Annotated in this window: 12 protein-coding genes; 1 reads left to right on the top strand and 11 read right to left on the bottom strand. The window is 72.1% G+C overall.

Translation table 11 applies throughout. The annotated features are described in order from the left end of the window. The 9 genes from ABZ646_RS24590 to ABZ646_RS24550 all read right to left on the bottom strand — a co-directional run. Positions 1–475: ATP-binding cassette domain-containing protein (locus ABZ646_RS24590; RefSeq protein ID WP_360522728.1), on the bottom strand; the 475-nt coding region annotated here is incomplete at its 3' end. Between the two features lie 50 nt (positions 476–525). Further along, positions 526–1440: a sortase gene (locus ABZ646_RS24585; protein ID WP_360522725.1), complete on the bottom strand. Its 915-nt coding sequence runs from the start codon at positions 1438–1440 to the stop codon at positions 526–528. A gap of 76 nt (positions 1441–1516) precedes the next feature. Further along, positions 1517–3511, bottom strand: coding sequence for an Ig-like domain repeat protein (locus ABZ646_RS24580; protein WP_360522722.1), 1995 nt, complete (start codon positions 3509–3511; stop codon positions 1517–1519). Positions 3512–3643: 132 nt separating this feature from the next. Further along, positions 3644–6256: a hypothetical protein gene (locus ABZ646_RS24575; RefSeq protein ID WP_360522719.1), complete on the bottom strand. Its 2613-nt coding sequence runs from the start codon at positions 6254–6256 to the stop codon at positions 3644–3646. Further along, positions 6253–7962: a phosphate ABC transporter substrate-binding protein PstS gene (pstS, locus tag ABZ646_RS24570; protein ID WP_360522716.1), complete on the bottom strand. Its 1710-nt coding sequence runs from the start codon at positions 7960–7962 to the stop codon at positions 6253–6255. Before pstS ends, ABZ646_RS24575 begins: the two co-directional genes overlap by 4 nt. Further along, positions 7962–9356, bottom strand: coding sequence for a phosphate ABC transporter permease PstA (gene pstA / locus ABZ646_RS24565; RefSeq protein ID WP_360522734.1), 1395 nt, complete (start codon positions 9354–9356; stop codon positions 7962–7964). Before pstA ends, pstS begins: the two co-directional genes overlap by 1 nt. Positions 9357–9358: 2 nt before the next feature. Then, positions 9359–10378, bottom strand: a complete 1020-nt coding sequence (pstC, locus tag ABZ646_RS24560; RefSeq protein WP_360522713.1) for a phosphate ABC transporter permease subunit PstC — start codon at positions 10376–10378, stop codon at positions 9359–9361. Between the two features lie 168 nt (positions 10379–10546). Further along, on the bottom strand, positions 10547–10678 hold the full coding sequence (locus ABZ646_RS24555; RefSeq protein WP_360522710.1) for a hypothetical protein: 132 nt from the start codon (positions 10676–10678) through the stop codon (positions 10547–10549). Continuing rightward, on the bottom strand, positions 10672–11208 hold the full coding sequence (locus ABZ646_RS24550) for a hypothetical protein (protein ID WP_360522707.1): 537 nt from the start codon (positions 11206–11208) through the stop codon (positions 10672–10674). The genes ABZ646_RS24555 and ABZ646_RS24550 overlap by 7 nt, the downstream gene beginning before the upstream one ends. 352 nt (positions 11209–11560) lie before the next feature. Here ABZ646_RS24550 and ABZ646_RS24545 point away from each other — a divergent pair, with 352 nt between their 5' ends. Continuing rightward, complete coding sequence (locus ABZ646_RS24545) at positions 11561–12559, top strand: cytochrome c oxidase assembly protein (RefSeq protein ID WP_360522731.1); 999 nt, start codon at positions 11561–11563, stop codon at positions 12557–12559. A gap of 79 nt (positions 12560–12638) precedes the next feature. Here ABZ646_RS24545 and ABZ646_RS24540 read toward each other — a convergent pair whose 3' ends face one another. Together ABZ646_RS24540 and ABZ646_RS24535 are read right to left on the bottom strand one after the other, a co-directional pair. Further along, on the bottom strand, positions 12639–13370 hold the full coding sequence (locus tag ABZ646_RS24540) for a plastocyanin/azurin family copper-binding protein (RefSeq protein WP_360522704.1): 732 nt from the start codon (positions 13368–13370) through the stop codon (positions 12639–12641). After that, entirely contained in the window at positions 13358–13876 is a 519-nt protein-coding gene (locus tag ABZ646_RS24535) for a hypothetical protein (protein ID WP_360522701.1), read from the bottom strand. The genes ABZ646_RS24540 and ABZ646_RS24535 overlap by 13 nt, the downstream gene beginning before the upstream one ends. Positions 13877–13954 lie beyond the last annotated feature (78 nt).

Below are 13954 nucleotides of genomic sequence, written 5' to 3'. Positions count from 1 at the left end.
ACAGGCCGGCGCGGGTCAGGGACTCCTCGACGAGTTCGTCCTTCTCCCGGCGGTTCGCCTTCGTGCCGGTCAGCTTCAGGCCCGCCACCACGTTGTCGTAGATCGACATCGCCGGGAACGGGTTCGGCTTCTGGAAGACCATGCCGATCCTGCGGCGGGCGTCGGTCAGCCGCCAGGACGCGTCGTAGATGTCCTCGCCCTCGAAGAGCACCTCACCGCCGAACTGCGCGGACGGGATCATCTCGTGCATCCGGTTCAGGGTGCGCAGGAACGTCGACTTGCCGCAGCCGGACGGGCCGATCAGCGCGGTCACCTCGCCCGCGGGCATGGTCAGCGAGACCTGGCTGAGCACCTGGTGCGAGCCGAACCAGGCGGAGACGGCCCGGGCTTCCAGGGTGGCGGGGGCGGGGCCGTCCACCACGGCGGTGAGCGCGGCGGTGTCGGCCGCTCCGGTGGTGCCCATCGAGGCTGTCATGTCGATTACTTCGGTCGCTTGCGTTGCTTCAGTCACTTCACTCACCTCGGTCACAACAGGTTCGGCAGCAGTTCGGTGGTGCGCGTCGCGACCTGGAGGCCGAGCACCGCGACGACCGGGGCGAAGACGATCCAGGTCTGGTGGCGGCCCCAGCGGTGCCAGGTCCAGACGGCGGCGACCGCGGCGAGCAGCAGCGCCTGGAGCCACATCACCAGCGGCCACGGCACCCCGGAGGGGCGGGCCAGCGGCTCCTCGGAGCTGGGCAGGGTGCCGGCCCGGATCACGGCCGGCGGGGTCCGGAACGCCGCGGAGACCAGGTCGGCGTCGACGCGCAGGACGCCCGAGGGCATGAACCCCGGGCCGGTCGCGGTGATGAGGACGATCCGGCTCTTGCCGGAGGCGAGCGCAGTCGGCGCCGGGTCCCCGGCCCGTCGTACGTCGATGACCTGGAACCTCGCCCTGCCCTGGCCGGTGGTCACGGTGAACGTGTCACCGGTGGCGAGCCGGGACAGCTTGCCGAACGGGCCGCCGTAGGCCGCCGCACGTCCCATCAGCACGCTGGTGCCGGCCTGGCCGGGCATCGGGGTGTCCCGGCGGTGTCCGGGGCCGTCCGTCATGACGGAGGAGTCGGTGCCCTCCAGGACGACCTGGCTCAGCCCCAGCTTGGGTATCTCGACGAGCGCGACCGGGGTGCCCGGCGCCAGCAGCTTGCCGTCCTGCCCGGTCTGCGCCACCGGCGCGGTGCCGAGGGCGAGTTGCTCGCGCAGCTGGTCGAAGTCGGCGTGCTGGGCCGAGTGTTCCTGGGCGCCGCTGACCACCAGCAGCTGGACGGTGATGCCGAGCAGCAGGGCGGCGAGGCTGAGCAGTCCGCCGCGCGAGAGGTGGCGGACGAAGGTGAGGCCGGCGACGGGCCTGCGCGGCACGGCCGGAGCCAGAGCTTTCGGTGTCGGTACGGCGACCGTCACGGCGGCCCGCCTCCTTCAGGGGTGCGTGAGGGGCCGCCGGGAGCCGTACGAGGCTCCCGGCGGGCCCGTCAACCGGTCAGGTGGACTTGATGGTGACGTTGGCGCCGGACTTCGGGTTCACGGTCGGGGAGCCGACGTAGAACGCGTGCAGGGTGTGCTTGCCCTTGGCCAGCTTCGGCAGCGTGATGGTGACCTTGCCGCCGCTCAGGGTGCCGGTGGCCAGCACCTTGGAGCCCTCGTAGATGCGGACGGTGCCGGTCGGGGTGGTGCCGGTGGCGGTGACCTTGACGGTGACCTTGCCCTTGGCGGTGTGGCTCACCGAGGTCGGCGCCGCGGTGGAGACGGCCGGCGCGGCCTTGGTGATCTTCAGGGAGACGGTGGTGGACGACGCGTTCAGCGTGGAGCTGCCCGCGTAGGACACCGACAGGGAGTGCGTGGCGACCTTGAGGTGGTTCGACAGGCCGATGGTGACCTTGCCGGACGCGTCGAGGGTGCCGGTGCCGAGGGTGGTGGAGCCGTCCTTGACGGTGACCTTGCCGGTGGGCTTCACACCGTGCGAGCCGGTGACGGTGACGGCGACCTTCGGGGTCTTGCCGTAGACGGTGGTGGCGGTGGTGGCGGCCGTCTTGCTCGTGTACGTGACCGAGCCGGTCCAGGTGGCCGCGGCACCGGTGCCGTTGAGGTTGTCGGCGGTGACCGTGGCGGTGTAGGTGCCGTTGGCCAGGCCGGTGAAGGAGTACGACGTGGCGGAGGCCGCGACGTCCTTGACGGCGACGACACCGCCGTCCGCGTCGGTCAGCGTGATCCGGTAGTCGGTGACCGGCAGCGCGGTGGCGGACGGAGCGGTCCAGGACAGCTTCACGCTCGCGTCGCCGACGGTGGCCTTCACCGTGGGGGCGCCGGGCACCGAGGCGTCGACGCCGGACTCCTCCAGGCCGCCGAGCTTGGCGTGCCTGGCCAGGGAGACGGAGCCGTTGTAGGCCTCGTTGACGAAACCGAACTTGGCGATGACCGACTCGGCGGCGTCCGACGCCAGCGCGGCGGTGTGGCTGCCGCTGGTGACGAAGACGTCGTACAGGTCCTTGTCGAAGAAGATGCTGCCGGTGTCGATCGCGCGGCTCGGCACGACGTTGTAGACGTCACGGCCGAAGGTGGCGTTGTCGTAGTAGGCGGTGACCGGGGCCAGCTTGCCGTTGACGGTCGTGACCGGGCTGGTGGCGCCGCCGGTGTCGCCGGGCAGCTGGATGGCGGCCAGGTGGCCGCCGGCCGCGGCCGCCGTCCTGCTGTAGTCGGGGGAGACGCCGTTGATCTGGGCGATCCAGGAACCGACCGAGAACGGGACGAGGGCGCCGTCCGCGGTGAGGGCCGCGTTGGCCTGGTTCTCCTGGACGGTGGTGACGTTCGGGGAGAGCGTCGCGTCGGTCAGGCCGATCGCCGCGAGGAAGAACTTGCGGGTGCCGGAGCCGGCCTGCGGGATCTTCGGGTGCACGGTCTGGCCGTTCACCGTGGTGAGCGTGCCCGAGTAGATGTCGTGCAGCTGGTCCGCGGTCAGCGTGTCCAGCGCCGAGCCCTTGACCGCGACGCCGACCGCGTCACGCGCCATCGGGATGTAGGTCAGCGCGGTGCCGGAGACGGAGGGGCCGCCGGAGGAACGGGCGAAGTCGACCTGGCCGCTGATGGAGACACCGGCGCTGGTCGGGTACTTGTCGCCGGTCAGCGCCTCGCTCAGGGCGAGACGGCCGTTGCCGGAGCCGTTCGGGCGCAGGAAGGACGGGCCGCCGGTACGGGTCTTGATGTTCGAGGTGGTGGAGCCGGTGCCGGGCTCGATCGCGTCGTACGACGCGATGCCCGCGCCGGTCGCCGACTTCACCGCGGTGGCGGAGTAGCCGGTGCCGTTCACGGTGTCACCGGCCAGGGCGTTCAGCACGTCCTGGGTGGTGTCCGAGCCCACGCCGACCAGCTGGCGGAAGGCACCGGCGTCCGGGTCGGCGACCGCCGGGGTGGCGAGGGCGAGCCCGCCGGCCACCACGGCAGCGGCGACGAACGCCGCCGAAGAGCGCATTCTGCGCATCGAGAGTCTCCTGACGAGAGCTAGCTAGCTGGGGGTTGCCAGAGGATCTGGCAGGGTGGTGCGAACCGTCCGCCCCGACTGCCTTCCGGGGCGGACGGCCGTCTGTGGGCGCCCCCTCAGGGGCGCGGGGCGTTATTGATGTGCGGCTCCACCGCGTGGGCGCGGCCAGCCACGACGCGCCCGCAGCCGACGCACTGCCGTCGTCACGGAAGCCATCGACAGCCGACGCCCGCCCGCGAAGGGCGCCCCGACCCCGGCGACCGCCCCGAGCGCGGCCCCCACCGGCACCGCATAGCGGAGCGGTGTGTCCGGGTCCGCCGGGGTGTTCCCGGCCGCGGTGGTCTCCAGCGCCTTGCCGCCGTCGAAGGACGGCTTGGCGCTGGGCGAGGTGCCGGCGCCATCGGCCGGCGTGCCCGTACCCGTGCCGGCGCCCCCGGTCGTGCCGCCGCCGACCGCGCTGGTGCCGGTGGGGGCGCCACCGCCGGTGTCGGTACCGCCGCCGTCGGCCGAGCCGCCGCCCGCGGAGCTCGGTCCGGTGTAGTGGAGCAGCGCGTCCGCCGCCTTGACGGTCTGGGCGCGCAGCTTCGCGGAGAGCGGGGCGTAGCCGTCGGGCAGCTTGCCCGGGTCGGCGCCCGGGGTCTGGCCGGTCGCGGCGGCGTAGTGCAGCAGGGCCGCGTAGTCCTGGCGGGCGGCCTTGCTCACCTTGCCGGGCCGGACCGCCGCGTAGACCAGCTCGGAGAGCGGGTAGGCGCCCTTGGCCGTGGCGTCGGCCGGGGTGATCTCGGCGATGCCGGAACCGGTGGCGGTCGCGGCGGCCGCGGTCAGGCCGGCCGTGCTCGGGGCCACGTACGTGCCGGCGGTGTTCTTCAGCTCGGCGGTCTGCAGGCCGTACCGGGCCGCCGAGGCCGTGTCCGTGATCGTGATGACGAAGCGCGAGCCGACCGTCTGCGGACCCGGGCTCTTGTACGCCTGCGGGCTGGACAGCGCGTCCCAGGTGGACTTCCACAGGGTGTCCGCGCGCCGGGTGTGCAGGGCGCCGGAGTGCATGTCGTCCACGTAGGGGTGGAAGTCGGTCATGCACTGGGTGGCCGTGGCCGGCGCGTCCGAGCCGGGCGGCACCGTGCACCACGGGTCGCTCTTCGGGTAGTCGTCGGTGCTCGACGGGTCGAAGGCGATACCGGTCGGGTTCAGGTCGGCGTTGGTGCTGTAGTACGGGTTGACCCGCATGCCGTCGTCGTCCGGGACACCTGCGAGGAACTGCCGGGCGTCCTTGTCGGCGAGGACCCACTGCCAGATCGCGCGGGCGGTGTCGGAGTGGCCGAGCGAGGTGATCAGGTCGGTGTCGGTGGCCGGTGTCTCGGCGACCGACAGGTACTGGAACTCCGGGTTCAGGGCGATGAACTCGGGGTCGGAGGCGATACCGGCCGGGTTGCTCTTCGTCCAGCCGTATCCCTTGGCCGCCGTGCCGTTGATGACCGAACCCCAGGTGGAGTTGCGGTACGACTCGGTGAGCAGCTTGGCGACCAGGCGCTGGTTCAGCCTGAGGGACTCGACCTTGGTGCCGGCGAGCTTCGCGATGCTGTCCGGCGCCCCGGACTTGGGTCTGCGTTCGATCGTGAACCCGATGACGGCTCCGGAGAGCGCGACCGGTGCGTAGGTCGTCGTCCCCGACGGCGCGCTGGTGCCCGCGTCCGCGCCCAGTTTCCGGGTGGTGAAGGCCAGGCCCGTGGAGGAGGCGTCCGAGATCAGCCGGGACCGGGTGTCGGGCTCGCCGAGCTCGGTGTAGCCGTAGACCTTGCCGACCGAGCAGAGCTGGGCCTGCCAGCTGGTCATCGCGTCCGCCGCCAGCTCGCTGCCGGTGGTGGGGCGTTCGTCGGCGCCGAGGGCGCAGTTGCTGCCGACGCTGTTGAAGTCCAGCCTGACCGCGATCCGGTTCTTCCAGTTGGTGGAGGAGACCGGGGAGCCGGCGTTGACCTGGCTCTGGTCCGCGTACGGCTTGCCGTCCAGGTCGAGATGCCCCTGCGGGACGATCACCAGCCAGCAGGAGCGGGGCCGGGTGACGCCGTCGGTGGTGACGGGGATGCCGCAGCCGAGGTGGGGTGCCTCGTTGGCGGTCTGGACCTCGAAGTACTCCTTGCCGGTGCCGTTGGTGCCGGTACGGGCGAAGTCGATCTCGTTGGTGGTGTTGTAGTTGAACAGCGCGTTGTTCTGGGTGTTGGTGGTGATCGTGGTGCCGTCCACCGACGTGAAGGGCACCTCGCCCGGGGCGTTCGGGTTGGCGGCGCCGTACCGGTTGTCCTGGCCGTAGTTGGTGGGGTCGGCGCTGTAGAAGATCTGCCGGGTGTCGTCCTGGCCGTTGCCCGGCCAGCTGGTGCGGTTGGTGGTCGGGGAGGCGCCGTACTGGCACTGGGTGCGCGACGGGCCGGGGTTGGCCGGGACCGTGCCGTCGTCGTCGCCCCAGCACTGCATGATCTGCACGAAGTCGGTGTTGAACTGGGTGCCCGCGAAGGTGGTCGGCGTGCCGCCGGTCCAGCTCACCGTGACGGCCTGGCTGGTGAGGTCCTTGGTCTGCGAGACCGTGAACTTCATGTCCTGGAACTCGCCGCGCCCGGAGACGGTCACCGCGGAGCCGGTGGCCGCGGTGGCCGTGGGGGCGGTCTGGGCGACCGCGAGTCCGGCGAGGGCGCCGACGGCGGCGCCGGCCAGCAGGCGAATCAGCGCGTTGCGTGTCCGGGTGCGTCTCATCGCGAACTCCCGTCTTCCGGGCGGCTGTTGCCAGGGGTGCTGCCGCCCGCCCTGCTGCCGACCAGGCGGGAGACCACCGAGGGCAGCAGGAGCAGGCCGAACACCAGGACCGCGGCCAGCAGCATCAGCGTCTGGGTGCCGGTCCAGCCGTGTCCGGTGGCCACGGCGACCGGCTGGGCGAGGGCCACCGTGCCGTCGGCGCCCGCGCCGGTGCCGCCGGAGGCCGTACCCGTGGCGCCACCGGGGGAGATGGTCTGGCCGGTGTCGGGGTCGACGGAGGGCTGGGCGCTGTTGCCGCCGGCCGAGCCGGAGCCGCCGGCGGTGGCGGCTCCGCCGCTCGTGCCGGTGCCGGTGCCGGTGGAGCCGGTCGAACCGCCGGAGGAGCTGCCGCCGCTGCCGTTGCCTGCACTGGCCGTGGCGCCACCGCTGCCGCTGGTGCAGGGTGCGGCGCCCTTCCGGTCACAGGCGGGCGGGTAGGGCGCGGTCTGCGCGAGCCGGTTCTCGCCGTTGGCGGTGAAGGTCGGGTTGTTGCAGTTCTTGATGTTGATGTTCTGCGTCTGCACGCCCGGGATCCGGCGGATCTGGTCGAAGCCGGCCTGGACGAGGTTGATCGGGAGCGGCGAGTAGCCGAGGTTCGGTGCCTGCTGCTGGCCCTGGCACATGAAGTAGTACGAGAACGCCCCGAGCGTCTTGCCCTTGGCCTTGGTGAAGGTGCCCTGCACCTTCAGGGGAAGGATCATGTACGAGTAGCTGGACAGCGGGTAGTTGCGCTTGTCGGAGTCGTTGTAGACGCCGTTGAGCTGCTGGGTGAGGTAGTCCGCCGAGTTCCTGTCGGTGTTGATCTCCGCCTTGAGGAGCGATACCGCCACGTTCTGCGGGGTGGGCTCGGTGTAGTAGCCCGCGTGGTTCAGCACCTTGGCGACCGGGTAGTGCGCGTTGAGGGCGTACGAGTAGTTGACGTAGCCGATGGCGCCCTCGCCGTAGTTCTGGGCGACGTAGCCGGCGACCCCGAGGTCACCGGACTGGGCGATCATGCCGGAGACGGTGGGGTAGTACGAGGTCTGCCCGCACGATCCCGAGCGGCCGACCTTGGCGCAGTAGGCGTTCCACAGGGCCTTGTGCTGGTTCGCCATCCACATCGTGAACTGGGCGGTGGAGCCGGAGCCGTCGGAGCGGACGACGGGGACGATGGTGCGGTGGGGGAGCTGCAACCCTGGGTTGTCCGCCTTGATCGCCGGGTCGTCCCAGCTCTTGACGACCCCGGTGAAGATCCTGGTGACCACGTCGCCGGAGAGGCGGAGGTTGGTGACCTTCTTGCCGTTGACCGTGAGGTGGTACATGAACACCGTGCCGCCGGCCACGATCGGCATGTAGGCGTACGAGCCCTTCGCGGGGCGTTCGGCCGCGCTGCCGTCGGTGGGGTTCGTCTGGAACGGGATGTCGGAGACGGCGAAGTCGACGGTGCCGGAGAGGAACTGGCGGCGGCCGTCCGACGAACCGGTACCGGCGTAGCTGATGCGCATGCCGTTCTTGTTGACGTCACGACGCCACTGGTCGACGGCGTTCTCGGCCCAGGTGGAGCCGGCGCCGGCGATGGGGGTGTAGCTGTCGGCGACGGCCGGGGTGCCGGCGATGGTGCCGAGGACGCCGAGCAGTGCGGCCAGGATGCCCAGCCGTCGTAGGGCGGTGATGACTTGGCTGGACATCAGTGCACGTCTCCTGCGGAGGACGGGGGCTGTTCGCCGTCGATGGGTGCGGGTGCGGGTGCGGGTGCGGGTCCGTCGGGGCCGGGCGCGCGCCGCGGCGGAGCCGCTGCTTGATGCAGCCCGGCGCCCCTGGGTTCGTTGTCGTCACCGGTCTCGAAGAGCTGGAGGCCCGGTGCGTGGAGGTCGGCGAAGCGTGCCGCATCCCTGCGCGAAGCGCGTGCCGCCCGTCTCGCCTGGCGCTTGTTCTGGTGGCCCGGGCCGCGGCCGCCGATCACACGGGCGATCACGAAGAGGACCAGGACCAGCGCCATCAGGACCGCCGCCGCGCCGAAGCCGCGCGCGATCATCGTGGGCTCGGGGGACTTGACGAAGTTGAAGACGGCCAGCGGGAGGGAGATCATCGGGCCGCTCGTCGGGTCGGCGTTGAGCGCCGCCGTGAAACCCGCGGTGAGCAGGACCGGGGAGGTCTCGCCGATACCGCGGGCGGTGCCGAGGATGACGGCGGTCGCGAGGCCCGAGCGGGCGGTGGGCAGGACCACGTGCCAGACCGTGCGCCAGCGGGGGGCGCCGAGCGCCTCGGACGCCTCCGTGAGGGTGCCGGGGACCAGGCGCAGCACCACGTCCGCCGCGCGGACCACGATCGGCAGCATCATCACGCTGATCGCGAAGCCCGCCGCCAGACCCGACTTCTGCATCCCCAGGTTGAGGATCCAGACGGCGTACACCATCAGACCGGCCACGATGGACGGCAGCGCGGTCATCGCCTCGACGATCGTCCGCACGAAGCGGGAGAAGCGGCCCGGGATCTGGTTCAGGTACACCGCGCAGGCCAGGCCCAGCGGCACCGTGATCGCCAGCGCGATGGCGATCATGATGAGCGTGCCGAGCATGGCGTGCGCGATGCCGCCGTTGGTCAGCGGGTCGAGCGGGCCCGCCGCCTGCATGTCCTGGGTGAAGAAATTGGTGTGCGGCAGCGCCTCCCGGCCGCGCCAGGCGGTGAAGCCGACGACCAGGGTGAGCGCGGCGAGCATCAGCCCGCCCGCCGACCACAGGACGACGGTCATCACGCGGTCCCGGACCGCCTGCCCGTCCTCCTCCAGCCCTGTCAGCACCGCGTAGATACCGAGGAAAGAGAGGTACGCGGTGACGAAGAAGCCCAACGCGCCCGAGAACGGCGCGAGTTCGCCGAAGAGGAGGACGGCGACGCACAGTCCGGAGGCGGCGGCGCCGGACACCGACAGCACTCCGGAGCGGGTGAGTCCGCCGATCCGGCGCGGAACGTCGGGGGGCGCGGCGGCCACGGCCGGGCCTGCGGCGGTGTCCTGGGCGGCCTCCCCGGAGGTGTCCTGCGGGACGTCCTGGGGGGCGCCCTTCTCAAGGTCCACGACGGTCATCGTCACGCCTCGCTCTGTGCGCCGGACCGTGACCTGGCCACGATCGAGGAGGCGGTGAAGTTGACCGCCAGGGTGAGCAGGAACAGCGCGAGGCCCGCGGCCATCAGCGCGGACATGCCGAAGGTCGAGGCGTCGCCGTAGTGCAGGGCGATCAGGGAGGAGACGGAGTTCGCACCGGTCTGCAGGATGTGCGGCTGGATGGTGAAGACCGGCGAGATGATCAGGTAGACCGCGATGGTCTCGCCGAGCGCCCGGCCCAGGCCCAGCATGGTGCCGCCGATGATCCCGCCCGTGCCGTACGGCAGCACGACCGCGCGGATCATGCCCCAGCGGGTGGCGCCGAGCGCGTAGGCGCCCTCCCGTTCACCGGCCGGCGCCTGCGCGAACACCTCGCGCATCACCGAGCACTGGATGGGCGCGACCATCAGCGCGACGACGATCCCGGCGACGAAGGTGGAGGCGGTGTAGACGCTCTGGGAGGCGAGAGGCTCGCCCGGCTGGGTGCCGTCGACGTGCAGGAAGGGGATCCAGCCGAACCAGTCCGACAGCCACCGGGACAGCCCGATCACGTGCTGCTGGAGGAAGAACAGCCCCCACAGGCCGTAGACCACGGACGGCACGGCGGCCATCAGGTCGACCAGGGAGACGAGCGTGCGGCGCAGCGGGCGGGGCGCGATGTCCGAGATGAACAGGGCGGTCCCGAGGGCCAGCGGCACGCTGATCGTGACGGCCACGGCGGCGATCAGCAGGGTGCCGGTCAGCACGGCCGCGATGCCGAAGCGGTGGACGTCCGGCTGCCATTCGGCGGTCGTGAGGAAGCCCCAGACACCCCTGGTCCGCAGTGCCTGTCCGGCCCGGAGCAGCAGGAACAGCCCTACGGCCGCCATGATGGCGAGGACGATGACCCCGGAGGCCGTCAACTGGACCCGGAAGATCCGGTCCCCGATGCCACGGGCGGGTGACGGCCGTCTGGGCGCGGGTCTTTCGGCTTCCGCCCCGGCGGAACCCTTGAGCGCGGACACCACTGTGCCCCCCTATACGGAAACAGTTCTCCCCATGCGGCTCCGAATCGGGGTGCCGCGCCGGAGAGTCAATGGCCGGTTCCTTGCGCTCCCGCCCGTCAAGAGTGGAGAGAGTGTGAACAGTCCATGCCGTTTAGGTGGGGGAGTTGTGGGCCCCGTGCGCGGGGTTCAGCCGCGGGCCGCGCGGTTCAGGGCGTCCCTGGCGGCCTGCTCCCCCTGTCCCAGCAGCGCCTTCTCCAGGCTGTCGTCGTCCTGCCGGGAGAAGCGTTCGCCCTCGGCGACGTCCGTCTTGCTCAGCACCCGCCCGCACCACTCGCCTGGTCGGCGGTGTGGTCGTCGAAGGGCACGGCCGCGCCCTCGCCGAGGACGGCCCAGCCGCCCTCGTGCCAGCGCAGGGCGAGCAGATAGGTGTGGCCGACCTGGAGTCGGGGCGCGTCGGTGGCCGTCTCGGCCACGCGGGCGCCGCTGGACCGGTAGACCTCCCAGCCGGGGGCGACCATGTCGAAGGCGGCGCCGAGGGCGTGCCGGGGCGAGCTGCGCGACCACAGCCTGCCGTCGGTCCGGAAGCTCACCAGCCGGTCCGTCGCGGACGCCACGGCCCCCTTGACGTAGGTCCGCCGGTTCGTCTCCCGCTCCGCGGTCGGGCTGGCGACGACGACGTGATCGGCGTGCGACACCCAGTCCTTCGCGGTCTGCGACGGATACAGGTCCCCCGAGGTCCCGCACCCCACCACCGTCTCCAGCCCCGGCGCGCCGACCACCACCCCCGCGACGATCCCGACGGCGGCGAGCAGAGCGGCGACCGGCCGCGCCGACAGCCGCCGAGGCATGACGAAACGTTCCCCCATGGTGAGAAAGACCCCCGTGTCCCCTGTGTTCCCCGTGTCCCCGGATGTGCGTCCCCGGGGTGCCGGTGCGGCCCCCGGGACGGTGGAGACGGTCAGATCGCCAGGCCGTGTTGATCACCTTAGGTACGGCCGAACGAAAGTGAACAAGAACCACCGCGGCCCGGCACAGAACTGTGACGCGGGGGTCGCCCGGCAACCCGTTCCGGTGATCGTGCCGAGCGGGTGCGCACCCCGGTGCCGGCTCCGGGTGGCCCAGGTATAGCGTCGCGCAGTGGGCGTGGCCTGACCTGACCCGTTTCGTCCCGGAGCGAAGGAGCGTGGACCCGTGAGCCGGATGGCCGAGCTGACCGCCGGCCGGCTGCTGACGTCGTGGCAGCTGGACGTGCCGGCGATGCTGCTGGTCGTGGCCCTGGGCGGGCTGTACGGCTGGGGCGTGCTGCGGGTGCGCGCCAGGGGCGGGGTCTGGTCCCCGGCCCGGACCGCCGCCTTCGCCGTCCTCGGCCTGGGCACGCTGGTGGTGGCGACGATGTCGAGCCTCGCCGTCTACGACCATGTGCTGTTCTGGCCCGCGGCCGTGCAGAACATCCTGCTCGACCTCGTGGCCCCGCTCGGTCTCGCCCTCGGCGACCCGCTCCGGCTCGGGGTGGAGGCGCTGCCGGAGCCCGCGGCGGCGCGGCTGCGCCGGGCGATGACCGGCCGCGTGCTCCGCCTGCTCACCTTCCCCCTGGTCAGCACGGCGCTGGTGCTCGCCACCGAGCTGACGGTGTACTTCACCCCGTACTTCGCGACCGCGCTGCGCGTGGGCTGGCTGCACGAGCTGATGTACCTGCACCTGCTGGCGGCGGGCTGCCTCTTCGTCGTACCGGTGCTGACCCGTGAGGAGACCCTGCCGGCCTGGTGCAGCCACCCGGTGCGGGCGGGCCTGGTCTTCCTGGACGGGGTGATCGACGCGATTCCCGGGGTCGTCGTGATGACCCACGGGACGCTGATCGCGGGCGCGTGGTACCTCCACCACCACCCGGCCTGGGCCCCCGACGTCCTGCACGACCAGCAGATCGGCGGCGGCGCGATGCTGAGCATCGCCGAGCTGGTCGCGCTGCCGTTCCTGCTGACGATCCTTTTCCAGTGGGCGCGGGCGGAACGGGTCCAGACGGCGGCCCTGGACCGCCGCCTGGACGAGCAGCAACTGGCCGTGGCCGTGGCCGTCCCCGCCCCGACCGCGTCGGAGCCCTCCGCCCCCGCCGCTCCCGCCGCCGACCGGGTCCGCCCCTGGTGGGAGACGGAGGAGAACGAGGTCGCCTCCCGAATCCGCCGCCAGCACGGCGAGAAGTGACCGGGACGCCGCGCGAGGCGTCGAAAACAGTGGCCGCCGCGGACCGCCCCCTGTGCGCCGCTCGCTCTCCCTGGCGGTGTCAGCTCAGGTCCGACTCGTCGCGTCGGGGCAGGGCGGCGGAGCGGGAGCCGACCAGGAGCAGGCACAGCACCGCGACCCCGGCGACGAAGCCTGTGAGGACGAGCAACGGATCGAGGGGACGGGCCGTGGCGGCGGTGGCCTGTGTGTCCACGGTGGTCGGTGCTCCGGTGGCCGCGGTGGGAGAGGACGAGGGGGAGGGCCGGTCGTCCGTGGCGGCCGCTGAGGCCTTTCCGCCGCGGCCGGCGTGAGTGGCCGCTGAGGCGGGGGCCGTGGACCGGGGCACGGTGTGCCCGGCGGCCGGGGCGGAGGCGGTGTGCTGATGGGTGGTGGGGTGGACCGTGGGGGCGGGGGTGGCGGCAGCCGCGGCCTTGACGACGAGCACGGCGGTCATGCCGGGATGCACCGTGCATTCGTAGTCGTACGTCCCCGGTGTGCTGAACGTGTGGCTGAAGACGCCGCCCTTGTTCAGCATCGAGGACTGGACCGAGGCGGGGCCGGAGACGGTCTTCACGTTGTGCGGGGCCTGGTCCTGGTTGACCCAGGTGACGGTGTCCCCTGCGCTGATGGTGAGGGAGCGGGGGCTGAAGGCGTAGCCGGACATGACGATCTGGTGCGTCGTGGCCGCCTGCGCCGTGGCGGTGGGCAGAACGACGCCCGCTGCCGTGAGGAGCAGGCCGGTCAGGACGGCGCGCAGGGCGTTCCGGGCGGTCGATGCGGTCAGGCGGGGCATGTGAACTCCGCGGCGACGAGCAGACGGACGCGGTCTGCGGGGCGGGTGCGGGGGAGGGTCAGGCCGGTCGCGCGGTGCAGCGGACGGTACGGCAGGCGGAGGAGGCCGAGGACGAGGAGCGCGTCGTCCGTGCGCTCGACGACGCGCAGGGCCAGCACGGCCGAGGTGGGGGGCCCGTCGCGCAGGGCGAGATCGCCGACCGCTGTCAGCCGGGAACCGTGGTCCGCCGACGCGATGGCCGTGCTGACGAAGGTGAACCGGGCTCCGTGCAGCGGGCGCCCGGTCAGCTCCAGGCTCAGCGCGCAGCGTTCGGGCTCCGGCGTGACGGTGAGCCTGGCGTCCGCGGCCACGAGCCGCCGGCGCAGGGTGACCAGCGGGCCGATCCTGCCGGTCAGTTCGACGATGCAGCGGTCGGGTGCGGCGGTGTAGGCGCCGGGGCGCGGCAACCAGTCGGGGCCGGCCGGGGGCGGGGGCAGGGCGGCTGCGGGAAGGGCTTTGGTGGTCATCTCGGGCACCTCGGTGGGCGGGCGGAGCGACGGGAAGGACAATGGAGGGGTGGCGGGCCGGCCGACTGCGACTCGGCC

The sequence above is a fragment of the Streptomyces sp. NPDC007162 genome, assembly GCF_040634175.1.
GTDB lineage: Bacteria > Actinomycetota > Actinomycetes > Streptomycetales > Streptomycetaceae > Streptomyces.
The sequence above is the reverse complement of the archived record's forward strand: the minus strand, read 5'-3'. Positions and strand labels throughout refer to the sequence as shown.